The sequence below is a fragment of the Pseudomonas graminis genome (assembly GCF_004364335.1).
GTDB classification, from domain to species: Bacteria; Pseudomonadota; Gammaproteobacteria; order Pseudomonadales; family Pseudomonadaceae; genus Aquipseudomonas; species Aquipseudomonas graminis_D.
Genome location: NZ_SOCR01000003.1, coordinates 137818 through 162723, shown reverse-complemented (window position 1 = coordinate 162723; position 24906 = coordinate 137818). Strand labels below are relative to the sequence as shown.

Annotated in this window: 22 protein-coding genes and 1 pseudogene; 8 read left to right on the top strand and 15 right to left on the bottom strand. The window is 59.1% G+C overall.

Annotation, left to right across the window (positions count from 1 at the left end):
- The first annotated feature begins 60 nt into the window (after positions 1-60).
- Positions 61-1395 carry a DUF2599 domain-containing protein gene (locus tag EC919_RS05770; protein WP_133772086.1) on the top strand — a complete coding sequence of 445 codons (1335 nt, stop codon included), beginning with the start codon at positions 61-63 and terminating at the stop codon, positions 1393-1395.
- Between the two features lie 67 nt (positions 1396-1462).
- Here the strand turns inward: EC919_RS05770 and EC919_RS05765 are convergent, their stop codons facing one another.
- A complete protein-coding gene (locus EC919_RS05765) occupies positions 1463-1744 on the bottom strand; it encodes an HU family DNA-binding protein (protein ID WP_037014905.1) in 282 nt (93 codons plus the stop codon).
- 354 nt (positions 1745-2098) lie between these two features.
- Between EC919_RS05765 and yejK the strand changes: the two genes are divergently transcribed.
- Both yejK and EC919_RS05755 read left to right on the top strand, forming a co-directional pair.
- A complete protein-coding gene (gene yejK, locus EC919_RS05760) occupies positions 2099-3100 on the top strand; it encodes a nucleoid-associated protein YejK (RefSeq protein ID WP_133772084.1) in 1002 nt (333 codons plus the stop codon).
- A 5-nt stretch (positions 3101-3105) separates the two neighbouring features.
- Entirely contained in the window at positions 3106-3456 is a 351-nt protein-coding gene (locus EC919_RS05755) for a glutaredoxin family protein (protein ID WP_133772082.1), read from the top strand.
- A gap of 24 nt (positions 3457-3480) precedes the next feature.
- Here the strand turns inward: EC919_RS05755 and EC919_RS05750 are convergent, their stop codons facing one another.
- The 9 genes from EC919_RS05750 to EC919_RS05710 all read right to left on the bottom strand — a co-directional run bounded on the left by EC919_RS05750 (position 3481) and on the right by EC919_RS05710 (position 12728).
- Entirely contained in the window at positions 3481-4695 is a 1215-nt protein-coding gene (locus tag EC919_RS05750; protein ID WP_133772081.1) for a DUF2599 domain-containing protein, read from the bottom strand.
- Between the two features lie 277 nt (positions 4696-4972).
- Entirely contained in the window at positions 4973-5905 is a 933-nt protein-coding gene (locus tag EC919_RS05745; RefSeq protein ID WP_133772079.1) for a glutathione S-transferase family protein, read from the bottom strand.
- A 64-nt stretch (positions 5906-5969) separates the two neighbouring features.
- Entirely contained in the window at positions 5970-6290 is a 321-nt protein-coding gene (locus EC919_RS05740) for a GIY-YIG nuclease family protein (protein ID WP_133772077.1), read from the bottom strand.
- A 46-nt stretch (positions 6291-6336) separates the two neighbouring features.
- Positions 6337-6822 carry a nuclear transport factor 2 family protein gene (locus EC919_RS05735; RefSeq protein WP_133772074.1) on the bottom strand — a complete coding sequence of 162 codons (486 nt, stop codon included), beginning with the start codon at positions 6820-6822 and terminating at the stop codon, positions 6337-6339.
- An 89-nt stretch (positions 6823-6911) separates the two neighbouring features.
- Complete coding sequence (locus EC919_RS05730; protein WP_133772072.1) at positions 6912-8219, bottom strand: CynX/NimT family MFS transporter; 1308 nt, start codon at positions 8217-8219, stop codon at positions 6912-6914.
- A 347-nt stretch (positions 8220-8566) separates the two neighbouring features.
- A complete protein-coding gene (locus EC919_RS05725) occupies positions 8567-9331 on the bottom strand; it encodes an amino acid ABC transporter ATP-binding protein (RefSeq protein ID WP_037014923.1) in 765 nt (254 codons plus the stop codon).
- A gap of 10 nt (positions 9332-9341) precedes the next feature.
- Complete coding sequence (locus tag EC919_RS05720; protein WP_133772070.1) at positions 9342-10439, bottom strand: amino acid ABC transporter permease; 1098 nt, start codon at positions 10437-10439, stop codon at positions 9342-9344.
- A gap of 10 nt (positions 10440-10449) precedes the next feature.
- On the bottom strand, positions 10450-11631 hold the full coding sequence (locus EC919_RS05715; RefSeq protein ID WP_133772068.1) for an amino acid ABC transporter permease: 1182 nt from the start codon (positions 11629-11631) through the stop codon (positions 10450-10452).
- Positions 11632-11696: 65 nt separating this feature from the next.
- Positions 11697-12728 carry an amino acid ABC transporter substrate-binding protein gene (locus EC919_RS05710; protein ID WP_133772066.1) on the bottom strand — a complete coding sequence of 344 codons (1032 nt, stop codon included), beginning with the start codon at positions 12726-12728 and terminating at the stop codon, positions 11697-11699.
- A gap of 489 nt (positions 12729-13217) precedes the next feature.
- Here EC919_RS05710 and EC919_RS05705 point away from each other — a divergent pair, with 489 nt between their 5' ends.
- Together EC919_RS05705 and rhlB are read left to right on the top strand one after the other, a co-directional pair.
- Entirely contained in the window at positions 13218-13874 is a 657-nt protein-coding gene (locus EC919_RS05705) for an alpha/beta hydrolase (RefSeq protein ID WP_133772064.1), read from the top strand.
- Positions 13875-13988: 114 nt separating this feature from the next.
- Positions 13989-15455, top strand: a complete 1467-nt coding sequence (gene rhlB, locus EC919_RS05700) for an ATP-dependent RNA helicase RhlB (protein WP_432213792.1) — start codon at positions 13989-13991, stop codon at positions 15453-15455.
- A 162-nt stretch (positions 15456-15617) separates the two neighbouring features.
- Here rhlB and moaE read toward each other — a convergent pair whose 3' ends face one another.
- From moaE to EC919_RS05675, 5 genes and pseudogenes are all read right to left on the bottom strand, one after another.
- Complete coding sequence (moaE, locus tag EC919_RS05695; protein ID WP_133772060.1) at positions 15618-16067, bottom strand: molybdopterin synthase catalytic subunit MoaE; 450 nt, start codon at positions 16065-16067, stop codon at positions 15618-15620.
- Position 16068: 1 nt separating this feature from the next.
- Positions 16069-16320 carry a MoaD/ThiS family protein gene (locus tag EC919_RS05690; RefSeq protein ID WP_166650494.1) on the bottom strand — a complete coding sequence of 84 codons (252 nt, stop codon included), beginning with the start codon at positions 16318-16320 and terminating at the stop codon, positions 16069-16071.
- Positions 16317-16802, bottom strand: a complete 486-nt coding sequence (gene moaC / locus EC919_RS05685; protein ID WP_133772058.1) for a cyclic pyranopterin monophosphate synthase MoaC — start codon at positions 16800-16802, stop codon at positions 16317-16319. Before moaC ends, EC919_RS05690 begins: the two co-directional genes overlap by 4 nt.
- Positions 16803-17026: 224 nt before the next feature.
- Positions 17027-18421, bottom strand: coding sequence for a PhoH family protein (locus tag EC919_RS05680; RefSeq protein WP_122535850.1), 1395 nt, complete (start codon positions 18419-18421; stop codon positions 17027-17029).
- 460 nt (positions 18422-18881) lie between these two features.
- Positions 18882-19988: pseudogene (locus EC919_RS05675) on the bottom strand (polysaccharide deacetylase family protein); the annotation flags it as partial.
- A gap of 183 nt (positions 19989-20171) precedes the next feature.
- Here EC919_RS05675 and yaaA point away from each other — a divergent pair.
- The 3 genes from yaaA to alg8 all read left to right on the top strand — a co-directional run bounded on the left by yaaA (position 20172) and on the right by alg8 (position 24876).
- The gene (gene yaaA / locus EC919_RS05670) at positions 20172-20951 is read left to right on the top strand and encodes a peroxide stress protein YaaA (protein WP_133772056.1); all 780 of its coding nucleotides are present in this window, start codon (positions 20172-20174) and stop codon (positions 20949-20951) included.
- Positions 20952-21948: 997 nt separating this feature from the next.
- Complete coding sequence (locus EC919_RS05665; protein ID WP_133772054.1) at positions 21949-23265, top strand: nucleotide sugar dehydrogenase; 1317 nt, start codon at positions 21949-21951, stop codon at positions 23263-23265.
- 129 nt (positions 23266-23394) lie between these two features.
- The gene (alg8, locus tag EC919_RS05660; RefSeq protein ID WP_133772052.1) at positions 23395-24876 is read left to right on the top strand and encodes a mannuronan synthase; all 1482 of its coding nucleotides are present in this window, start codon (positions 23395-23397) and stop codon (positions 24874-24876) included.
- Positions 24877-24906: the final 30 nt, after the last annotated feature.

Below are 24906 nucleotides of genomic sequence, written 5' to 3'. Positions count from 1 at the left end.
CCAACACCCCTGTTCATAAGCTGAATCCTCGTTGCGTGCCCCGGCACAAGGAGGTCAGCCATGCGCGTCTCAGCCTGCGTTATCTGCCTGTTAATGGTCTGGAACTGCCCGTCATGGGCAGTTGAGCTAAAGGTAAATCTTGATCCGGTCGAAACGGTCAGGCGCATCAACGCCAGTTACAACCGCATCGACAACCATTGCAAAGAGCCGGACACCGGCGCGGCCCGGGGCCATTACTACTGCAGCGGCATCACGCTGCGCATGGTCAATGACGGCAACTTCAATCCTTGGGATTACAGCCCTTACGCCCTGCAAACCGGGGCGACGTCCTACACCTGGATACGCCGTGACCTGAGCACATCAGTGCTTGTTCACCCCGCTGGCTTCATTCTCAGGACGCCAACGGACGGGCTCGCGCTACAGCTCCCGGTCAAGCAGGAGGGCTGGGCCTGTATCTACACGTTCGATGGCTACACAGGCCCGGATCGCAAGGGGTACGGGTGCGGCCCCTTCAACGATGCCACGTTCCTTCCCCCTTCCCACCCCACGACGGTGAACAAGAACGCTCAATGGGCCTACGGCACCTGCGCCGATCAGAGCGTAACCACGGCCGAGCAGTGGAAGCAGAAATATCAGGGCGGTGTCCGACAACCGATTCAGACAACACAGTGCTCGTGGAACGCCGAAGTGCCTGCGCAGTGGGACGCGATGATTCAGGCCCATGAAGCCAGAGCGACCACCACCAACGCCGACCCTTATTCGCGCAAGGACTTCTTCAACGAATTCATGCTCAAAAATGCCGCCGGCGGCAGCGACATCATGGATGACATCGATGCGTTTATTTACCAGGGCAAGAACACATTCAACTACCCCGTCCGGGGCGACAACGGGAAAGCGGCGGTACAGCAGGACGGCCTGGCCAACGCGCGTACCTTCCAACGCAAACTCTATGATCAGGGCTACGCGGTGCCCATTCTGAATGTCGATTTCACCCGGCCGCCAGAACAGCGCTTCACTTACAGCGCGGCCGATCAAGGGATTTCGTTGAACCTCAATCGCAACGTGACTGCGAAATACATCGCACGGAGCAACTGGGAGCAGCGCCTGGACCCAGGCATGGGGAAAACGGAGTGGACGCTGAACGTCGTCCTGACTGAACTGGGCAAAAAAGTACAAGCCAGTCAGCAGCAAGAGGTTTATCAGGAGCTGTACGAATTGCGCGGTTCAGATGCGCAATGGCGGGACGAGGAAAAAGACGCGGGCAGCATGAAGCAGCAAATCGCCTGCATCGTGCGCAACTACCCACAACGCGCTGACTGGAACCTGGAACCCTTCCGCCCGGTGGTCTCAGAGACAGCGGCGAAAGCGGCCGGGTGCAACCCCTTCAAGAAGTAGCGGGCACAAAAAAACCGTGTCCGGATTACTCCGTCACACGGTTTCCTCATCCAAGCAGCGTTTTCGCTTACTTGTTGACCGAGTCAGTCAGCACTTTGGCTGGTACGAACTTGACTACTTTCTTGGCGGCGATTTCGATGGCTGCGCCAGTCGAAGGGTTGCGGCCAGTGCGTGCTGGACGCTCGGTGACTTTCAGTTTGCCGATGCCTGGCAGAGTGATTTCACTACCGTTTTCCAGTTGGTCAGCGACGATTTGACCCAATTGGTCGAGAGCGTTGCGCGCGGTGGTTTTTGGCGCGTCGATAGCTTCTGCGATATCGGCGATCAATTGGTCTTTAGTCAGAGCCATGGTGGTGTTCCTTCCCTATCAAATTCGAATGGTTTGCAGAGTGTGGTACAGACGCGAAATGTAGATACTGTAAACGGCCTTTGGTTCGGCCGAACGCCCACAAACTGCACGCCTGGCGCGCTTGGGCGCTCAGGACCGGGCAAAACTAGCACAGCGCAACGCAAATATCCGCCCCTACCTACCCATTTGGTCAGCTTTATCGCCCGAGAGGCGTAAAAAAGTCATATTAATGGGCGCAGGTCAGCGTTTTCGGCCCTTCCAGAGCGTTCCGACTCCCGTCTGCGGTACACTTGCCGACTTTCGCACGGGCCTGGTCTGGTCCCGTTCAGTTCCCCTTCAGCCGCCGAGAAATCCATGCCGATCCGTCACGCCATCGTCCACTTGATCGACAAAAAACCCGACGGTACGCCCGCCGTGCTCCACGCCCGGGACTCGGAGCTCGCCGAGTCGCAGGCCATTGAGAACATGCTGGCGGACCTCAACGAGAGCTACAACGCCAAACAGGGCAAGGCCTGGGGTCTATTCCATGCCGAATCCGGCGCGCACCCGTTCAGTGGCTGGCTGAAGGAATACCTGGATCAGGGCAAGGATTTCACCCAGTTCAGCCGCATCGCGGTCGAGCACCTGCAGAAACTGATGGAAGAATCGAACCTGTCGGTCGGCGGCCACGTACTGTTCGCGCACTATCAGCAGGGCATGACCGAATACCTGGCTATCGCGTTGCTGCACCACAGTGAAGGCGTGGCCGTGAACGAGGCGCTGGACGTAACGCCCTCCCGGCATCTGGACCTCGGCCAACTGCACCTTGCGGCCCGCATCAATATTTCCGAGTGGCAGAACAACAAGGCGTCCAAGCAGTACATCTCGTTCATCAAGGGCAAGAACGGCAAGAAGGTGTCCGAGTATTTCCGCGACTTCATCGGCTGCCAGGAAGGTGTCGACGGACCGGGCGAGACCCGCACCTTGCTCAAGGCCTTCAGTGATTTCGTCGAGAGCGAAGACCTGCCCGAGGACTCCGCTCGCGAAAAAACCAAGACGCTGGTCGATTACGCCAGCAGCCAGAGCAAGATGGGTGAGCCCATGGGACTGGAAGAGCTGTCAGGTCTGATCGACGAGGAGCGCCCTCGCGCCTTCTATGATCACATCCGCAACAAGGATTACGGCCTGTCGCCCGAGATCCCGGCCGATAAGCGCACACTCAATCAGTTCCGTCGCTTCACCGGCCGCGCCGAAGGTCTGTCGATCAGTTTCGAGGCGCACTTGCTGGGCGACAAAATTGAGTACGACGAAGAGAAAGGCACGCTGATTATCAAGGGGCTGCCGACCCAGCTGACCGATCAACTGAAAAGGCGCTGACCCACATGTTTGCCCGGACCTTGAAGAAATTCGTGCTGATCATGATGGTGGTCGTGGTGTACCAGAACTGGGGCAAGATCGAACACTGGGTCAATCCATCCCAGGCGATATCGGCCCAGTCGCAGGCACAGGCCAAGGTCACGCTGTACGCGACCGACTGGTGCGGCTACTGCAAACAGACCCGGCGCTTTCTGGACAGCAAGGGCATCCCCTTCACCGAGTTCGACATCGAAAAGGACGCTGCAGGTCGCAAAGCCTATGAGGCGCTCGGCGGTCGCGGTATCCCTCTGATCGACGTGAACGGCACGCTGATCAGAGGCTTCAGCGAAGAGCAGATCCTCGCTGCGCTGAAGTAACACCGAACGTCTGGCTGCCCAGGTTCAAACCGGATTGCAACCCGCTGCCTCGGCCTTCTCTTCAGAGAGATCGGGGCGGAACGGCTCCAGATTGAATTCATCTTTATTGCGCGCAATGTTGAAGTGGCACACCAGCTGGCGACGCATGCCACCGCCATCATTTTGTTTCCACTGAAAATCGTTTTTGTACTTGCGGACCAGTTCGGCATACACCGCGTCAGAGCCTGAAGAGCCCTTTTGCTTCTTACCCAATTCGGTCAGCACGACCGATAGCGACCACTCCTCTTCTCCCGTGCCCGGGTCAGCGCGTGACGTCCACGTGGCGGACTTGATATAGCGATCAATTGTCTTGCCCGATTCAGAGACAGCCTGATCATCGGCGTCACAGGCAAACGTTGCATCTTTAGAGGGGGAATCAGGAAGTGTCATTGCGATAATCGGCACCCAGACACCGGTTTGAGAGTAATAACGTTGTTGATCAAATCGGGCATCGTCTCTGCCGCCCCCAGGTTCGGGCAAATAGAAAAAGGCCTGAATCGGCAAGTTTTTATCAGGCGTTTCATTACTCCAGGTATCCAGCCTGAGTTCATTCTGCTTATTGAATGACGTTTTTCCCATCTCGCGCATGGCGCTCAAACTGGCATTGAAGTTGTCAGTCGCGTGCCGGTCCAGCGGATCGCGCACATCAAAACCGCACTCGTTGCGGTTATCGCCCTTGGTCTGCGTCTTGTACTGCTCTGCCCACTGGCGACCGGTCTCGATCTTTTGAGAAAAGCACTCAGCGCCTTTGCCTGGCGCGCTCGCTGCCGGGGAGGTGCCGCAGCCTTTGTCGACCCGCGAGTCAGTCCCGCCGTCCATCGGGAACGAGCACAGCACGTTGTAGGCGCTTTTGCCCGTCGGCAGCTCCTGAATCGGAAAGAGCACGTAGCCGTTGTTTTCATAGCGGACAAGCCGGGAAAATTTGGCATCCTTGCGCAGATAAGAAAACGATGTACCGCCGCTCTTGACCGAGGCCGGGCTCGGATCCCACGAATTGTAGTCGTCCGAGGGAATGGTCGCCCGGAAGATAACCCCGTTGCACAAAAACGCAGGTGACGAGGCTTTGCCGCAGTTTTCCCTTGTATCGTAATATTGACGTGTCAGCGCTTTCGCCGTATCAGCGCAACTCGCTGCATAAACATCTGCGGATTGGATTGCAAGAAAAAGAAGCGATAGCCCCAACGCATTGCCGTTTGCCATGACGTGCTCTCCGGTCCCTGGAAATAAAACGTCCGGTGTCACGGAATATCGAAGATATCGGCGCCACACAGGGACCCCAACACTCTCCTTGACCGGACAACTTTTATATAAGGTGAAAGAAGAGAGTAAACCGCGTAGCCGTTTAAACAACTGTCAGAACTGACAGTCACGACGACTACTTCATGATCATCCAGATCAATACGCAATTAAAACAAAGCGATTATTCGGCACCGCGATAAGCCCGGCATTGCACCGGGCTTATTTGCACATCACCGATTCAAACCGCCTTGATTTGAAAACCGAAACGCGGGAAGTGCACGTGCACGGTACCCGCGCGGTCGTCTTCGCGGCGCAGGATGATCTCTTCGCGCCCGCTGAACACCAGCTCTCCCGCCACCGCGTCAACGCCGTAATCCACCGCGGACACGGTGACCTGTTGGCCGACAGCAAAACCATTGGGATCGGTGAACGCTTCGTCAGGCACCGGGGCCGGGGTGGCAGCGCGCGCAATTTCAACGGCGTCGCCCGAACTCAATTCGCTCGGTGCGCCATGGCCGAACGCGATAACGCGCTCGTACCAGCTCAGCACCGCCGGATAGGCATCCACGAGCGGGGACGTGACAGGGGTTTGTTTCAGGAACCACAGGGTGTGGGCCACCGAGAAATCAGCAATCGAGGGGGCGCCGAGAAGGAAGTCGCCATTGCGCTCGAGCTGGGTTTCCAGACGCGCCATCAGTGTAGGCCATTGATGCTGAGCCACTTCCAGCGGGACACGATTGGCGCTGCCGCCATTAAACAACGTGGCGCGGTCGGCAACGAATGCCTTCACAGCCTCAGGCGGGACCTTGGCGAAACGCGCAGCCATGGAGGCAGGTTGAAACACCAGGCTGACGGAATGCAGAAACAATACTGAATCCGCCCACGCGGCCAGGCTTGCCGACGTGAACTCCTGACCTTCGGGGTAGAAGGTCGGCGAGGACTTTTCCTGCTCCAGGCGCCGGGCGATTAACGCGGTGTCGCAGTAGATATCGGCGCCCACTTGCAGGACAGGGGTTTTGCGATAGCCACCGGTAAGGGGCATGAGGTCGGGTTTGGGCATGATCGACGGGATGTTGACCGAGCGCCATGACAGGCCTTTGAAGCCCAGCATCAGACGGGCTTTTTCGGCGAACAGTGACATTGGATAGTGATGAAGAATCAACTCAGACATGCTTCGGGCCATCCGCAGGGATAAACCACCAGCTTATCCCCCCGAGGCCTCACGGCATACCCGCTCAGGCTGATGGCGCGGCATCACTCGGCTGGATGTCGCCGGCGGCCAAGCATTCCTTGGCGCTTTTACGCAGTTTTTTGATCAACCGCTCCTGGCGCAAGGCGTCGCCCTTGTCGCGACAGGCCTCCACATACACCAGCGCCACCGCCGGGCTTGAACTGAAGAAGCGTGCGCCTTTGCCGCTCTGATGCTGAGCAAAGCGGCGCAGCGGATCGTTGCTGATGCCGCAGTACAACGCGCCATTGGCCGCGCGTACCAGATACACGAACCAGGCTTTGACCGGAGCAGCTTCGGGTACGGTGGCGATTTCGGCTTCAGGCATGCAGGACCGTGGCGCATTAGCGGGGGGAGCGGATTCTATCAAAACGTCAGCGACTGGCCTGAAAAGCCTTCAGCCCTTTCTGGCCCTGTGCACGAATGGCGTTTTGCACAAACGGCGTCCAGCCCAATAAAGCCCCTTTCGTGCCGAGGGCCTGCCGCGACCAGCGCCACAAATCGAAATGATCGTGGTGCTCGCAGATCTTCCCGTCGCGAAAGACGAACCGCGCCTGAATGTCGTTGACCACCGTGCGACCGGTCTGGCTGAACAGGTAGGTCGCGACCCAGTGGGCAGCGCCTGTCGTGGCATCCGCACGGACATGATCGAACACCACCGAAAAATCACGGGCGCGGGAGGTCAGCATGCGCCACATATCGCCGGCATCCTGCCCGCGCAGCTCGCCAAACACCGGGTCGGAAAACACCACGTCTTCGCTGTAGCACGCGGCCATCGCCTCGGCGTCCAGACGGCTGAATGCCTCGTAAAACCGCGTGATCAACGCGCTGTTGTGCTCACTCGAAAAGGTCTCGCTCATGGGAACGCCGTCCGTGGAAATAGGATGCCTGCACGATAAGCGGCCGCAGCGCGTTTTGCCACGGGCATTCGCCGGTGAAATGCCGGCCCTCAGACTTTCTCGCTGGTGACGCCCACGTAAAGCGAACGCCCCGCGCCCAGGCCGGCAATGATCGCGGACACGCCGATGACGCCGAAGATCCAGCCCACCGAATCCCAGTTGCCGGTCCAGTCATGCACGACGCCCACTGCAAAGGGGCCAAGCGATGCCAGGGTGTAGCCGAAGCCCTGGGCCATGCTCGACAGGTTGGCGGCGACGTGGGAGTCGCGCGAGCGCAACACGATCAGCGTCAGTGCCAGGCTGAACGTCCCGCCCTGCCCCAGGCCAAGCACGATGGCCCAGGCCCACAATTGCTCGATCGGTGCATACAGGCAGCCGAACAGACCGGCCAGGGTCAGCAGCATCACCAGCACAATCGCAACCCGCTGATCACTGCCGCGTGTGGCGAGCCACGGCGCGGTTAGCGAGCTGACCAGTTGCACCATGATCGAACCGGACAACAGCAGCCCGGCTTCGGTGGCAGTCAGTCCGCGCCCGATGAGGATCGACGGCAGCCAGCCGAACACGATGTAGGCCAGCGACGATTGCAGGCCCATATAAAGGGTGACTTGCCAGGCCAGAGGATCGCGGCGCAAACCGCGCACCCGGTAGGCCACCTGATGCTGACCATGGCGCTGACGCGTCTGCGGCCACCAGAAGAGCGCGGCGAGAATCGCCGGCACGATCCAGAAGCCCAGGCCCAGTGTCCAGTCGCTCCCGTTGCCGCTACCCAGCGCCTCGCTCAACGGCACCGTGGAGCCCGCCGCCACCGCAGCGCCGAGGCACAGCGCCATGGTGTAAACGCCCGTCATCGCACCGGCCTGTTTGGCGAAGTCGCGTTTGACGATGCCCGGCAGCAATACCCCGATGATGCCAATGCTGGCCCCGGCCATGATGCTGCCCGCAAACAGACCGAACTCGCCCAACGAGCTGCGCAGAATGATCCCGCACGCCAGGGTCAGGAGAATGCCAAGCACCACGCGCTCACTGCCGAAACGCCGCGCAAGGATCGGCGCAAGCGGCGCGAACAGGCCCAGACACAACACCGGCAGTGTGGTCAGCAAACCGGCCGTGGCCGCAGACAGCCCCAGACTCCGTGACACTTCGCTCAACAACGGCGCCATGCTCGACAACGCCGGACGCAGATTCAGCGCCACCAGCACCAGGCCCAACAACAGGAACCATGGGCGTTTGAGCACGGGATGATGCTGCTGCACTTGCTCGTCATCAGCTTCTGCATCGATCAGCAGTTCGTTTATTTCGTGAGGGGTCGAAGGATTGGAACGGGGACTGCTCGCCGTCGGCGCCTTGGTCGTCATGGGATTCTCGTGAGGGCAGGAGGATGTAACAGCGCATTGCGCAAAGAAGGCATCCTGTTCGAGAACAGCACGGAACACAAGTTATGGGACGGATTGGGTACAGTCTAAGACCCGCAGACTTGCTTCTGCCCGCTGGGCGTTGAGGCGCACATACGCAAGGCTGTAGGAGCGCGCTTGCCCGCGAAGATTTGGGTAAATCCGACCTCTCGTCATCACCTGACAGATTTTTTCGCGGGCAAGCGCGCTCCTACAGGTATGTGCGCGTCAGTTCGCTGCTGCAGGGCGATCAGCGGGCATAAAAAAACCCAGACCTGAGTCCGGGTTTCTCACGCTGCCACTTCAACCGATCAATGCAGAATCTGACTCAGGAACAGGCGCGTACGATCACTCTGCGGGTTATCGAAGAAGTCGTTTGGCGCGGCTTGTTCGACGATTTCGCCTTTGTCCATGAAGATCACGCGGTTGGCCACGGTGCGGGCGAAGCCCATTTCGTGGGTCACGCAGAGCATGGTCATGCCCTCTTCCGCCAGGCCGACCATGGTGTCGAGCACCTCTTTCACCATTTCCGGGTCGAGGGCCGAAGTCGGCTCGTCGAACAGCATGATTTTCGGCTTCATGCACAGCGCGCGGGCGATCGCCACACGCTGTTGCTGACCACCGGAAAGCTGCCCCGGGTACTTGTGCGCCTGCTCCGGAATGCGCACGCGCTCCAGATAATGCATGGCGATTTCTTCGGCCTTGCGCTTGGGCATCTTGCGCACCCACATCGGCGCCAGCGTGCAGTTCTGCAGGATGGTCAGGTGTGGGAACAGGTTGAAGTGCTGGAACACCATGCCGACTTCGCGGCGAATCGTCTCGATCTGCTTCAGGTCCGAGGTCAGCTCGGTGCCATCGACCACGATGCGACCCTGCTGGTGCTCTTCCAGACGGTTGAGGCAGCGAATGGTGGTCGACTTGCCCGAGCCCGACGGGCCGCACAAGACGATGCGCTCGCCTTGACGCACGTTCAGGTTGATGTCTTTCAAAACGTGGAACTGGCCGTACCACTTGTGGACGCCTTCCATCCGGATCATGCCTTCGGCGCCCAGAGGCTTACTGATAGCTTCACTCATCACAAAACTCCTAACGCTTGTGGCCTGTGTCCAACTTACGCTCCAAATGCATGGAGTAGCGGGACATGCCGAAACAGAAGATCCAGAACACCAGGGCCGCGAACACGTAACCCTCGGTCGCCATGCCGAGCCACTTGGGGTCGGCGGCAGCTTGTTTGACGCTGTTGAGCAGGTCGAACAGGCCGATGATGATCACAAGGCTCGTGTCCTTGAACAACGCGATCACAGTGTTGACCAGACCCGGAATAACCAGCTTCAGGGCCTGCGGCAGAATCACCAGCCCCATGCGCCGCCAGTAGCCGAGGCCCATGGCCGCAGCCGCTTCGTACTGCCCCTTCGGAATGGCCTGCATGCCGCCCCGAACCACTTCGGCCACGTACGCCGACTGGAACAGAATCACGCCGATCAGTGCGCGCAGCAGCTTGTCGAAGTTCATGCCTTCAGGCAGGAACAACGGCAGCATCACCGACGACATGAACAGCACAGTGATTAATGGGACGCCTCGCCAAAACTCGATGAACGTCACGCACATCACGCGGATCGCCGGCATTTCGGAGCGACGCCCCAATGCCAGCACCACACCCAACGGCAACGCGCCGGCGATACCCACCGTCGCGATCACCAGGGTCAGCATCAAGCCGCCCCACTGACTGGTCGCAACCAGGTCAAGGCCGAACACGCCGCCATGCAGCAGGAAGTAAGCAACGATCGGGTAAATGAACAGGAACGACAGGCCGTAGACGGCCTTGCGCGGCATCATTTTGATGAACAGCGGCGCGACGCCGATGATCGCCAGCCAGACGGTCAGATCAACCCTCCAGCGCAACGCCTGCGGGTAATAGCCGTACATGAACTGGCCGAAGCGCTGTTCGATGAACACCCAGCAGGCGCCGGCCTTGGTGCAGTCTTCGCGCGTGGTGCCGACCCAGTTGGCATCGAAGATGGCCCAGCTCAGCAGCGGTGGAACAACCAGCCAGATCAGGTAGATCGCGAACAGGGTCAACAGCGTGTTGATCCAGCTCGAGAACAGGTTCTGGCGCATCCATGCCACCGGGCCGAAGACTTTGCTCGGCGGTGGCATGTCGGGTTTGAAAGTATGGGATGTCATGCGCGTTTCCTCACCGCTCGATCAGCGCAATGCGCTTGTTGTACCAGTTCATCAGCAGGGAAATGCTGATACTGATCGCCAGGTACACGCTCATGGTGATGGCAATGACTTCGATGGCCTGGCCGGTCTGGTTGAGCACGGTACCAGCGAACAGCGAAACCATTTCCGGGTAGCCGATACCGGCAGCCAGCGACGAGTTCTTCGCCAGGTTCAGGTATTGGCTGGTCAACGGCGGGATGATCACCCGCAGGGCCTGCGGAATGATGACCTTGCGCAGCGTCGGCCCTGGGCGCAGGCCCAGCGAACGTGCCGCTTCGGTCTGGCCGTGGCTCACGGACTTGATGCCCGAACGCACGATTTCGGCAATGAATGCCGCCGTATAAACCGTCAGCGCGAGGGTCAGCGCCAGCAGTTCCGGGATCAACACCCAGCCGCCAACAAAGTTGAAGCCTTTCAGCTCAGGCACTTCCCAATGCACCGGTGCACCGAAGATCAGCGCGCAGAGCGCCGGGATCACGAGGAACAGCGCAAGGCCTGCCCAGAACTTGTGGAAGGGTACGCCCGTCGCTTCGAAGCGCTTGTTCGCCCAACGCGTCATGAACACGATGGCGACAATGGCCAGTACCACGCTGATCACGAACGGCCACGCCGCATCGGTGGCAATCGCGGCCGGCATGTTCAGACCACGGCTGCTGACGAAGAACGAGCCGAGAAACCCGTGGGCAGCCCGCGGACCCGGCAGGGTCAGGAACACCGCGAAGTACCAGAACAGGATCTGCAGCAGCGGCGGAATGTTACGGAAAACTTCAACGTAAACCGTCGCCAGCTTGTTGATGATCCAGTTGTTGGACAGACGCGCGACACCGACGATGAAGCCCAGCAGGGTCGCGAGTATCACGCCGATGAAGGTCACCAGCAGCGTGTTGAGCAAACCGATCAGGAAAACCCGCGCGTAGGTGTCCGACTCCGTGAACGGAATCAGGTGCTGCGCGATGCCGAAACCGGCACTGTTTTCAAGGAAACCGAAACCTGAAGTGATACCCCGGTGTTGCAGGTTGGTCTGGGTGTTATCGAACAGATACCAACCCATCGCGACTACGGCGACAACCGTAATTATCTGAAATAGCCACGCACGCACTTTAGGGTCGCTGAGGCTGAGCCTCTGCTTGGGTGCGCTGATTTGATTTTGCATGGAGTGCCCCGGAAGAAATGCAACAAAGCGCCCGGCTGCGATTCACGCAGCCGGATGCAGGTCAATCAACGCACTGGTGGTGCGTATTGAATGCCGCCAGCGTTCCACAGAGCGTTCTGACCGCGAGCGATCTCCAAAGGAGTGCCTGCGCCCAGGTTCTTCTCGAACATTTCGCCGTAGTTACCGACTTGCTTGACGATCTGTACGACCCAGTCTTTCTTCAGCTTGAGCTGCGGACCGTAGTCGCCGTCGGCACCCAGCAAGCGGGCCACGTCAGGGTTCTTGGTGGATTTGGCTTCGGCTTCAACGTTTTTCGACGTGACGCCTGCTTCTTCCGCGTTCAGCAGCGCGTAGCCAACCCAGCGAACGATGGTGCTGAAGTCTTCGTCGCCACGGGCAACAACTGGGCCCAGCGGTTCTTTGGAGATGGTTTCAGGCAGAACGACGTAGTCCTTCGGCGAGGCCAGCTTGGAGCGCTGTGCGTAGAGCTGGGATTTGTCGGAGGTCAGGACGTCGCAACGACCGGACTCCAGCGACTTGGCGCTTTCGTCGGAGGTGTCGAACGTGATCGGGGTGTACTTGAGGTTGTTGGCGCGGAAGTAGTCCGACACGTTCAGCTCAGTGGTGGTACCGGCTTGAATACAGATGGTCGCGCCGTCCAGTTCCTTGGCACTTTTCACGCCCAGCTTGCTGTTGGCCAGGAAGCCAACGCCGTCGTAATAAGTGACAAAGCCCGGGAATACCAGACCCATGCTCGCGTCGCGGGAGCTGGTCCAGGTGGTGTTACGCGACAGGATGTCGATTTCGCCGGACTGCAGCGCGGTGAAGCGCTCTTTGGCGTTCAGCTGGCTGAACTTGACCTTGGTCGCGTCGCCAAACACTGCGGCAGCAACAGCGCGGCAGAAGTCGGCGTCGATGCCCTGGATCTTGCCGCTGGCGTCCGGAACCGAGAAGCCTGGCAGACCGTCACTGACGCCGCACTGAATAAAGCCCTTCTTCTGAATGGCGTCCAGCTTGGCACCCGCTTGAGCGAACCCGGTCAGACCGAGCGCTGCAGCGGCGGCCACTACAGCCAGGGTGGATTTCAACATCTTCATTCAAACCTCCAGTTTGCTCTTTGTTGTGTAGGAGCCTTAGCCCCGTCGCACCCTTGTGAGGCATTCGTGACCCGTGCTGGCTTGTTTTTGGGTCATGCGACGTTGAACCCGTTTACCGCCACCGGCGCCAGGCATCTGGTCATCCCGTGTTCGAGGTGTCGCGAGTCCAGCAGACTGAAGCCCCATGATGTCCTTGAACCCCGAGGTTCAAAGCGAATCGTGCCGGGAATCCTGCTCGATGATTCCATGCTGCCTCCGACGCAACACTTGGCTGTCTGCTTGATAGCCTATTAGTGTTACCGCCCGAGGTGAGCGCCTTCACTCCGCGGGTTGTGTAGCAAAGCCCGTACCACCATGCTGGCAATGTCGAATTAGCGACAGGTCAAGATCAAAACTTGTAACCTTGCGACATCCGAAATCCCATGTTCAAGGCCCGATGCACCGCCTTAAAGCGCTGCACCGACGGCACCGCACACTAATGGAGCACACATGACTGAACCCTTGATCATCGAGCCGGAACTGGCAGTCGATGCCTGCGTGATCTGGCTGCACGGCCTGGGGGCCGATCGCTACGATTTCCTGCCGGTGGCCGAGATGCTGCAGAAGACGCTGAAGACCACGCGGTTCATTCTGCCCCAGGCACCCACCCGGGCCGTCACCATCAACGGTGGCTACGCGATGCCCAGCTGGTATGACATCAAAGCCATGAGCCCGGCCCGCGCCATCGACAGCGACCAGCTGGAAAACTCGGCGCAAGGCGTCATCAAGCTGATCGAACAGCAACGGGACAGCGGCATCGACCCGGCGCGAATCTTCCTGGCAGGGTTTTCCCAGGGCGGCGCCGTGGTATTGCACACCGCCTTCCTGCGCTGGGAAGGGCCACTGGGCGGCGTGCTCGCGCTGTCCACTTACGCACCGACGTTCAGCGACGAAATGAGCCTGTCCGCCAGCCAGCAACGCATACCGGCCTACTGCTTGCACGGCATCAATGACCCGGTGGTTCTGTACGCCATGGGGCGAGCGGCTTACGAGCATTTGAAGGCCCGGGGCGTCACCGTGACATGGCAGGAATACCCAATGGAACACGAAGTGTTACCGCAGGAAATTTCCGACATAGGTGTCTGGCTCGGGGATAAGCTTCGCTAGTCCACTCATTTGATCCTTCCAATTGCGTTGTGGATTTGCTAGGACACTACGCCGCGCCGGGTTCTTGCTTTACACTCCCCGGCGTACATTCCTAAATCACTCGATGAGATCACCGTGCTCAAAGCACTTAAAAAGATGTTCGGAAAAAGCGAGGCTGAGCCGCTCGCGCCTGCTGCTGCCCTCCCCGTCCCCCAACGCCAGACCGAAAGCGTCTCGCGGGAACCGTCAGCCGCAGAAGTGCACGTGCCTGCGCCCGAGCATTCGGCAGCCACCGCACCGGTCGCTGCGTCGCCCGTGAAGGCTGAACGTCAGCGCCGTGAACGCGCGCCCAAGCCCGTCGTCATTCCCTGGAAACCCGAAGACTTCGCTGTCGAACCCCAAGAAGGCAAAACCCGTTTCCACGATTTCCCCCTTGCCCCCGAATTGATGCACGCCATTCAGGACCTGGGTTTCCCGTACTGCACGCCGATCCAGGCCGGCGTTCTGGGTTATACCCTCAAAGGCCGTGATGCCATCGGCCGTGCCCAGACCGGCACCGGCAAGACCGCCGCCTTCCTGATTTCCATCATTACCCAGCTGACCCAGACGCCGCCGCCGAAAGAGCGCTACATGGGTGAACCCCGTGCGCTGATCATTGCGCCGACCCGCGAACTGGTGGTGCAGATCGCCAAGGACGCCGAGGCGCTGACCAAGTACACCGACCTCAACGTGATGACGTTCGTCGGCGGCATGGATTTCGACAAGCAACTCAAACACCTCGAAGCCCGACACTGCGACATTCTGGTCGCCACGCCAGGCCGTCTCCTTGACTTCGCCCAGCGCGGCGAAGTGCATCTGGACATGGTTGAGGTGATGGTGCTGGACGAAGCTGACCGCATGCTGGACATGGGCTTCATCCCTCAGGTCCGCTCGATCATTCGCCAGACCCCGCACAAGGGGGAGCGCCAGACGCTGCTGTTCTCCGCCACCTTCACCGAAGACGTGATGAACCTGGCCAAGCAGTGGACGACAGATCCTGCGATTGTCGAGATCGAGTCACTGAACGTCGCCAGCGACACGGTCGAGCAGCACATCTATGCCGTTGCCGGCGCTGATAAATACAAGCTGCTGTTCAACCTGATCAATGATCACGGTTGGGAGCGGGTGATGGTATTCGCCAACCGCAAGGACGAAGTGCGGCGTATCGAAGAGCGCTTGGTGCGCGACGGCATCAATGCCGCGCAGCTCTCAGGCGACGTGCCCCAGCACAAGCGCATCAAGACGCTGGAAGGCTTTCGCGAAGGCAAGATTCGCGTGCTCGTGGCCACTGACGTTGCAGGTCGAGGGATTCACATCGACGCCATCAGCCACGTGATCAACTTCACCCTGCCGGAAGTCCCCGACGACTACGTACACCGTATCGGCCGGACCGGTCGTGCAGGCGCTGACGGCGTGTCGATCAGCTTCGCCGGTGAAGACGACTCCTATCAGCTGCCCTCGATTGAAGAGAAGCTGGGTCGCAAGATCAGCTGTGAAACGCCGCCGACCGTGTTGTTGCGCCCTGTGGTGCGCGTGCAGCGGGCGATTCCTGCGGCGGAGTAAGCCACACACCTGTAGGAGCGTGGCTTGTCCCGCGATCGGCGACGCAGTCGTCGCAATGGCTGGGAATGGGGCTGTATCTGACACACCACATTTGTTGGCCAGACTGCCGGTTCCCGGCAGATCGCGGGACAAGCCACGCTCCTACAACGCTGAGTTTGCAGTCTATTTCCAGCGATCCGCAGCCTTGTGGTCGCTGTCGCGCCCTTCCACCCAGCGTGGACCTTGCGACGTGTTTTCCTTCTTCCAGAACGGCGCTCGGGTTTTCAGGTAGTCCATGACGAAATCACAAGCCTCGAATGCCGCCTGGCGATGGGCGCTGGCTGCAGCGACGAACACGATCGGCTCGCCCGGCGCCAACTCGCCCACCCGATGTATCACTTCCAGCTTGAGCAACGGCCAGCGCTGCTGCGCTTCGTCGACAATCTTGAGCAACGCTTTCTCGGTCATGCCGGGATAGTGTTCAAGGAACATCCCCGCCACTTCACGGCCGTCGTTGAAATCCCGTACGTAGCCGACAAAGCTGACCACCGCACCCACGCCGACGTTGGCGTCGTGCATGGCGTTGACTTCAGCACCGGGATCGAACGCAGCGGCTTGCACTCGCACGCTCATATCAACCTCCGGTGACAGTCGGAAAGAACGCCACTTCATCGCCTGGCTCAACGGGCGTGTCCAGGGAGCAAAGCTCCTGATTGCGGGCGCACATGATGCCTTTCTCGCTCAGCACTTCCCACACACCCCCGCGCTCGAGCAAATGCTGGCGCACGGCGTCGACGGTAGCGAACGCGCCTTCCAGGGTTTCGCTCTCGGTGCCGAGGGTTTCGCGAAAACGCGCGAAGAACTGGACTTGCACGTGAATGGTCATTGGGCGCTCACCTGTTCGTCGGCAATGAAGTGTCCACTTTTGCCACCGAGCTTTTCGAGCAGCCGCACGTGCTCGATGGTCATGCCGCGGTCCACCGCCTTGCACATGTCGTAGATGGTCAGAGCGGCGATGCTGGCGGCGGTCAGCGCTTCCATTTCCACCCCGGTCTGGCCGGAGAGTTTGCAGCGGGCAACGATGTGCACGGTGTCAGGGCTTTGGGCGGTGAGTTCGACCTTCACACCCGTGAGCATCAGCGGGTGACAGAGGGGTATCAAATCGCTGGTTTTCTTCGCGGCTTGAATGCCGGCGATGCGGGCGACGGCAAAGACGTCCCCTTTTGGATGCCCGCCTGCGACGATCATTTGCAGGGTTTCGGGCAGCATGCGCACGCGCGCTTCGGCCACGGCTTCACGGAACGTCACGTCTTTTTCAGTGACGTCGACCATGTGGGCGCGACCTTGGGAATCGAGATGAGTGAGCACGGGATGACTCCTGAACAGGAGCGGGGATTGTAACGCCGATAAGACCCGAACTGCATCGGGCTGGGTGAGAAACCGCGTTAGGCGCGGGTCGTAGGAGCCGGCTTGCTGGCGAATGCAGTGTATCAGTCACAGTTGCAGTGAATGACTGGACGCGTTCGCCAGCAAGCCGGCTCCTACAAGTTCAGCGGTGAGTGGATGTTCATGTAAAGCGATGGACCACAGGTTTACAAATGGCTCTCCGCGTATTCAGCCAGGATCGAGCGTGGGACACCTTGCAGACTGATGTGCACGCCGTTGGGGAAATCCTTGAAACGCTCCGTCAGGTAGGTCAGCCCCGAACTGGTGGCCGACAGATAAGGGGTATCGATCTGTGCCAGGTTGCCCAGGCAGACTACTTTGGAACCGGCGCCAGCACGGGTGATGATGGTTTTCATCTGGTGCGGCGTGAGGTTCTGGCATTCATCGATCAGGATCAGGCTCTGCTGGAAGCTTCGGCCCCGGATGTAGTTGAGGGATTTGAACTGCAGCGGCACCTTGCTCAGAATGTAATCGACGCTGCCATGGGTGTTTTCATCGTCCATGTGCAACGCTTCCAGGTTGTCGGTGATCGCGCCAAGCCATGGCTCCATCTTTTCTGCTTCGGTGCCGGGAAGAAAGCCGATCTCCTGGTCGAGCCCCTGCACGCTGCGGGTAGCGATGATGCGGCGATAACGCTTGCTGACCATGGTCTGCTCGATGGCAGCGGCCAGGGCGAGAATGGTCTTGCCCGAACCGGCCGCGCCGGACAGGTTGACCAGATGAATATCCGGATCGAGCAGCGCGAACAGCGCCAGCCCCTGATAGATGTCGCGCGGTTTCAGCCCCCACGCCTCCTGGTGCAGCAGGGGCTCTTGATGCATGTCCAGCAGCAGCAACTCATCAGGCTTGACGCCTTTGACCCAGCCGACGAAGCCTTGCTCATCGATGATGAATTCATTGATGTGCACAGACGGAATCTGCTCGATCATCTGCACTTTGTGCCAGGTGCGGCCGTGATCCTGACGGGTGTCGACCTTGCTCACCCGGTCCCAGAAAGAGCCGGTCATATTGTGGTAACCGCGAGACAGCATCGACACATCGTCGACCAGTTGGTCGGTGCTGTAATCCTCGGCCTCGATGCCGCAGGCCCGCGCCTTGAGGCGCATGTTGATGTCTTTGGTGACCAGTACGATGCGCGTGTCCTTTTTCCGCGCATGCAGGTCAATCAACTGGTTGATGATGATGTTGTCATTGAGGTTGTCGGGCAGCACCCGGTTGGGCTCTTGCCGCTTGTTCATGAGGATGGACAGATAACCCTTGAAAACGCCTGTACCGCGATCGATCGGTACGCCTTTTTCGACCTCCTCCGGGGTCGCTTCGCCGAGTGTCTTGTCAATCAACCGGATCGCCTGCCGACATTCGGCAGCGACCGAGTGCTTGCCCGCCTTGAGCTTGTCCAGTTCTTCGAGGACCGTCATGGGGAGTGCAACGTGGTGTTCTTCGAAATTCAGAAGCGCGTTTGGATCATGGATCAATACGTTGGTATCGAGCACGTAGAGGATTGGCTGGTTAGAGGAAGGGGTGCGTCCGTGGTCATCCATACTCGCTCACCTTTGTAGTAGCCAAGTGACGCAACACACAGCGATGCTGCGCCACGAAAAGGCCGCCGAGGCTTTCCCCTTGAGGCAGGAGAAAATTGCGCAAAGTGGGTCTGGGATGACGCCACCTGTGTTGCAGGGTTCGGCGGTCTGTTGTCGTAATACCGCAAAACCGATGACATAAAAACGCGTTTCGGCGCTTTTTGAAGTTTATTTTTCAGGGGGCAAATTAGCCCTTGGCGGATGGGTCAGCCACGTTTACAGTCGGAAGTCCGGTCCGGGACAAATCCTCAGAAATTTCCGACATACTTCCTCGTTACTCCCCTTCCTTCACTGGCGACACCGTCTGCTCAACCGCTGCACCCGGCTGATCGGTGGACTCTTCTGCGGCGTCATCGTCTGGCGTGTCAGCCTCGTCATCCGGCATATCTTCTTCGTCCGCCAACTGCTGCGGATAGATATGGCAGTCTTCCCAGATCACCCCGCTTTGCGCCGTATTGGCCATCAGCCATGGCACCGCCTGCTGAGGCTTGTCCGTGCTGTCATGGAACACCACATTGCCGCGCCGCCAGAGCAGCATCAGCGTCAGCACACGGTTGGCGGCCTGCTCGGCGCTGATGCGTCCGGTGCTGTCCTGGGAATCGATGTTCCACAGCGAAACCCGCAACTGCTGATCACGGAAGAACGGCGCACTGTCGGCCCGACGATGCCCGTAAGGCGGTCGGAACAGCGGCACGAAATTGTCCGGCAGCACCTGCTGAACCAGCGCGGCCGTACGCTCGATGGAGTCCTGCCAGTCGCGCCACTGGGCATGGGACCTGAACTCCCAACCTTGCAGGCCCACGCATTGCTGCCGGTAGACGTTTTGCAGCGCCTGCGCCGAGGTGCTGTCGAGACGACTCTGCAGGCTTTTGCCCAGGACGAAGAACGTCGCGGTGATCTTCTGCTGGCGCATGAAGTCAGCCAGCCAGTCCGTGGCGCCATCAGCGACGGTCGGACCGCTCTCGAAATTGAGCAGGAAGGTCCGGTCCGGCATTTCCTCGCCACTGAGTTCATCGGAGTTGTAGCGCTCGATCTCACTGCTGGTCTGCGGGAACAAGGCGGCCATGCGCAACAGTTCGTTGAGATAACGCTGGTTGAAGGCATCGGCCGGCGCTGCCCACTGCGCGTAGAAGGAATCATCGGCCACTTTGTACTCGGCGGCGCGCTGGCGCAGCATGGGCACGTCGTCGACCAGCACGCAGAAGGAGGCGTCGGCTTCGCAGGTTTTTTCAGCGAATGTCCAGTTCTCGAACAGGCGCGCCCACAACCGTGTGCGGATCAGGTTGATCGTCGGCAGGTTGATCTGGCGCAGGCCCAGGCGCGCGCCAAGCTGGGCGTCGCTGAGGTTTTCGCTTTCCAGCAACTGATGGGCGAAGCTGAGAATTTGCGCGCGAGACGCGACGTCGAACAGCTGCGGCGTTTCCAGCGCCTCCGGCCAGACCGAGCGATCCAGCATCGCGATATCGCCCGTGGCCGCCTGTGCGTTGAGCCCCAGCAAACAGGCTCCGATCAATAACAGCATGCGCAACACGACGTGCTCCCAATCCTTGATAAAGAGGCCGAAAACCGGCGAGGCACTATAGCGGATTTGCCTTGGACCAGATGGCCGGATTCGGGCACGGCCGCTGTAGGAGCGCGCCTATCGACACCATAGCTGGAGTCATCCGCACGCAACGCCTAGAATCGCCCGACGATTAAAGGAGACCTGCCCATGCTGATGGTGATTTCCCCAGCCAAAACACTCGATTTCGACACCACGCCCACCACCAAGCGTTACACCCAGCCGCAATTTCTGGATCACTCCCAGGAACTCATCAGCCAACTGCGTGACATGACCCCGGCGCAGATCGGTGAGCTGATGCACCTGTCCGACAAGCTCTCGGGTCTCAATGCCGCCCGCTTCGGCAGCTGGAATCCGGCCTTTACTCCCGAAAACGCCAAGCAGGCGCTGCTGGCCTTCAAGGGCGACGTGTACACAGGTCTCGACGCCGACACCCTGAGCGGACCCGATCTGACGTACGCCCAGAAGCATCTGCGTATGTTGTCCGGGCTCTATGGATTGCTGCGCCCTCTGGACCTGATGCAACCGTATCGGCTGGAAATGGGTACAAAGCTGGCGAACGCGAGGGGCAAGGATCTTTATGCATTCTGGGGCGACCGCATCAGCGAGTGGCTGAACGAGGCGCTTAAAGAACAAGGCGACGACGTGCTGCTCAACCTCGCCTCGAACGAGTACTTTTCGGCGGTCAAGCGTCCGGCACTTAATGCCCGCGTGATCGAAACCGAGTTCCGCGACCAGAAAAACGGTCAGTACAAGATCATCAGCTTCTACGCCAAGAAAGCCCGGGGCATGATGACTCGGTTTGTGATTTCCGAGCGCATCAGCAAGCCCAAAGACCTGACGCAATTCGATGCCCACGGCTATCGATACAGCAACGAGCTGTCCTCTCCAGACAAGCTTGTCTTCCTGCGCGACGAGCAAGACGCCTGAGCCGCAGCTCTCCTTTCCTGCGCCAGAACGCATGCCTGTCTCGACCAGTTGACGGGCATTGCGACGCTACCCAATCCCTACTTCAGTGCACTTCTCAGGGCGCTTCTCTCGCCGTCTTGATGCGTCCAAGTAAACCCCACCATTCGAATGTGTCTATCCATCCAACCGAAAGCAAAGCAAAACAGTGACTGTGTTCGCAAATTCCCACACTTACTTAGTTCATAACCTACAGTTTGCGCAGACGAACGGTAGTGCTGCCGACTAATTGGCGCCAACTAACAGTCAAAAAATAACAACTCTATTTTTTCTCAAAAATTTAACAACTTTTTTTGAAGATTCCGGACCGCTGATTTGAACTAGTGGCACCCCAGCCTGCAGGCCGGCCAAAGCCTTATAAACTAAGGCCCAAACCTGAGTCGGTCACTTCTTGGATAGCCCCGAAAAGCACCGGGTGTTACGAAAAATCTCAAAAAGAGGACGAGTGGCCCGGAACTTATGGGGAATGCCCACGCTCCTACATCCCGTAACAATTCTCGTCCCCCATGTAGGACATCTCTTACATGGCACATGGACAGATCTGGAAGTTGCTTCTCAACGAAGTTAGACCCGCCGGTCAAGTGGTACGTACAAGGAGTCACGCACCAAACTAGTTGAAGTGAAGTGAGCTAGCACCATTCGGGTGCCCGCAGTCGTGAATCGGGGCTGATTTATCAGGAGAGGGCCAAACGCCTTATTCTTGACCGCCTGAGCGCGACGCGCAAACCATCCGTTGGAGTGCCTGCCACATCCCAGATCGGGAACCTATATAAATATGTATGGGCTACTCGACACTTTTGATCTGTAGCATTCGGGTTTGCCTTTCATATAGGTGACTCACCCCTTAATTCTGCCTGTGCTTGTCACGCGACATTCATTTGCCGTGCGTACGAGTGCGCGAAAGTTGTAAGACAGTTTTTATATTCGGCCAACTAATGGCGTAAACATCGAGGAGATTACTATGCGTATCAGCATCTTTGGTTTGGGCTATGTCGGTGCAGTCTGCGCGGGCTGCCTCTCGGCGCGTGGTCATGATGTTGTTGGCGTGGACATCTCCGCCGCCAAGATCGATCTGATCAACAACGGCAAGTCGCCAATCGTTGAGCCAGGTCTGGGCGAGTTGCTGGAAACCGGCATCAAGACCGGCAAACTGCGCGGCACCACCGACTTCTCCGAAGCCATTCGCGCCACTGACCTGTCGATGATCTGCGTCGGCACGCCAAGCAAAAAGAACGGCGATCTGGAGCTGGACTTCATTGAATCGGTCTGCCGCGAAATCGGCTTCGTGCTGCGCGACAAGAGCACCCGTCACACCATCGTCGTGCGCAGCACCGTTCTGCCGGGCACCGTCGCAAACGTTGTCATCCCGATCCTGGAAGACTGCTCTGGCAAGAAAGCCGGCGTCGACTTCGGCGTCGCGGTCAACCCTGAGTTCCTGCGTGAAAGCACCGCGATCGCGGACTACGACCGTCCTCCGATGACCGTTATCGGCGAATTCGACAAAGCATCCGGTGACGTTCTGCAATCCCTGTACGAAGAACTCGACGCGCCGATCATCCGCAAGGACATCGCCGTTGCCGAAATGATCAAGTACACCTGCAACGTATGGCACGCGACCAAGGTCACCTTCGCCAACGAAATCGGCAACATCGCCAAGGCAGTCGGCGTCGACGGCCGTGAAGTGATGGACGTGGTCTGCCAGGACAAGGCTCTGAACCTGTCCCAGTACTACATGCGCCCAGGCTTCGCTTTCGGCGGTTCCTGCCTGCCGAAGGACGTCCGCGCCCTGACCTACCGCGCCAGCACCCTGGACGTTGAAGCGCCACTGCTCAACTCCCTGATGCGCAGCAACGTTTCCCAGGTTCAGAACGCTTTCGACATCGTCGCTGCCAGCGACACTCGCAAAGTTGCCCTGCTGGGTCTGAGCTTCAAGGCCGGTACCGATGACCTGCGCGAAAGCCCACTGGTCGAGCTGGCAGAAATGCTGATCGGCAAGGGCTACGACCTGAGCATCTTCGACAGCAACGTCGAATACGCTCGCGTTCACGGCGCCAACAAAGACTACATCGAGTCCAAGATCCCGCACGTTTCGTCCCTGCTGAACTCGGACTTCGACGCGGTCATCAACAACTCCGACGTGATCATCCTGGGTAACCGCGACGAGCGCTTCCGTGCACTCGCCAACAACGCGCCAGCCGGCAAGCGTGTGATTGACCTGGTGGGCTTCATGAAAGGCACCACCACCGAAAACGGTCAAATCGAAGGTATCTGCTGGTAACACACAGCGAGCTGCAAGCCACGAGCTGCAAGTTTCAGGCTTCATCCCTCCAGTCCCGGGCGTCAGCGCCTGCGACTGGAGGTTTGAAGCTTGCGGCTTGAGGTTGCAACTGACTTAGGGATACACACTATGCAAAGGCTGAAGCACGGCTTCCTCCAAGCCGCAGGTTGGCTGTTTTATCTGACGTTGCTGGCGGCCATTGCCATGGCACTGCCCGCATCGCTGTTTGACTCGCATTCCAAAGATTTCATTTTCCTGATCGGTATCGTCGGCATCTGGCGTTACTCGATGGGCGCAACGCACTTCGTGCGCGGCATGATTTTTCTGTACATCGTCTACCCGCACCTGCGCCGTAAAGTGCGCAAGCTGGGCAAGGCAGCCGATCCGTCCCACGTGTTCCTGATGGTCACCAGCTTTCGTATCGATGCGCTGACCACCGCTCAGGTGTACAGCTCGGTGATTCGCGAAGCCATCAACTGCGGCTTCCCGACCACCATCGTCTGCTCCCTGGTGGAAATGTCCGACGAGCTGCTCGTCAAGGCACTGTGGGCCAAGTACAACCCGCCGGAGCACGTGAAGCTCGACTTCGTACGCATCGCCGGTACCGGCAAGCGCGATGGCCTGGCATTCGGTTTCCGCGCCATTTCCCGTCACATGCCTGACGACCGCGCCGTGGTTGCGGTGATCGACGGTGACACTGTTCTGGCCGAGGGCGTGGTGCAGAAAACAGTTCCGTGGTTCCAGCTGTTCGGCAACGTCGGCGGCCTGACCACCAACGAGTTCTGTGAAGTACGCGGCGGTTACATCATGAGCGAATGGCACAAGCTGCGTTTCGCTCAGCGTCACATCAACATGTGCTCGATGGCGCTGTCCAAACGCGTCCTGACCATGACCGGCCGTATGTCGGTGTTCCGCGCCACCGTGGTGACAGACCCGATGTTCATCGCTGACGTGGAAAGCGATTCGCTGCAGCACTGGCGTCTGGGCCGCTTCAAGTTTCTGACCGGCGACGACAAGTCGAGCTGGTTCAGCCTGATGCGCCTGGGCTACGACACGTTCTACGTGCCGGATGCCGCAATCAACACCGTTGAACACCCGCCGGAAAAAAGCTTCCTGAAGGCCAGCCGCAAGCTGATGTACCGCTGGTACGGCAACAACCTTCGGCAGAACTCCCGTGCGTTGGGTCTGGGCTTCGGTCGTCTCGGCATCTTTACCAGCATCGTGCTGTTCGACCAGCGCGTGTCGATGTGGACGTCGATCCTTGGCCTGACCGTTGCCATGCTGGCAAGCCTGAAGTTCGGCATCGAATACCTGCTCGCCTACTTGCTGTGGATCGGCATCACCCGTCTGATTCTGACCCTGCTGCTGTCGTGCAGCGGACACAAGATCGGGCCGGCCTATCCGATGATTCTCTATTACAACCAGATCGTCGGCGCACTGATGAAGATCTACGTCTTCTTCCGTCTCGACCGACAGTCCTGGACCCGCCAGGACACAAAACTGAGCCGCGACATGGCCAGCTTCCAGGGTTGGTTCAACACCTGGTCGTCGCGGACCATGACTTTCTCGGCTGGCAGCATCTTCGTTGCCGTGCTGCTGACAATGGTCTGACCGGGCCTCTGACCGAAACAATGGATCAAC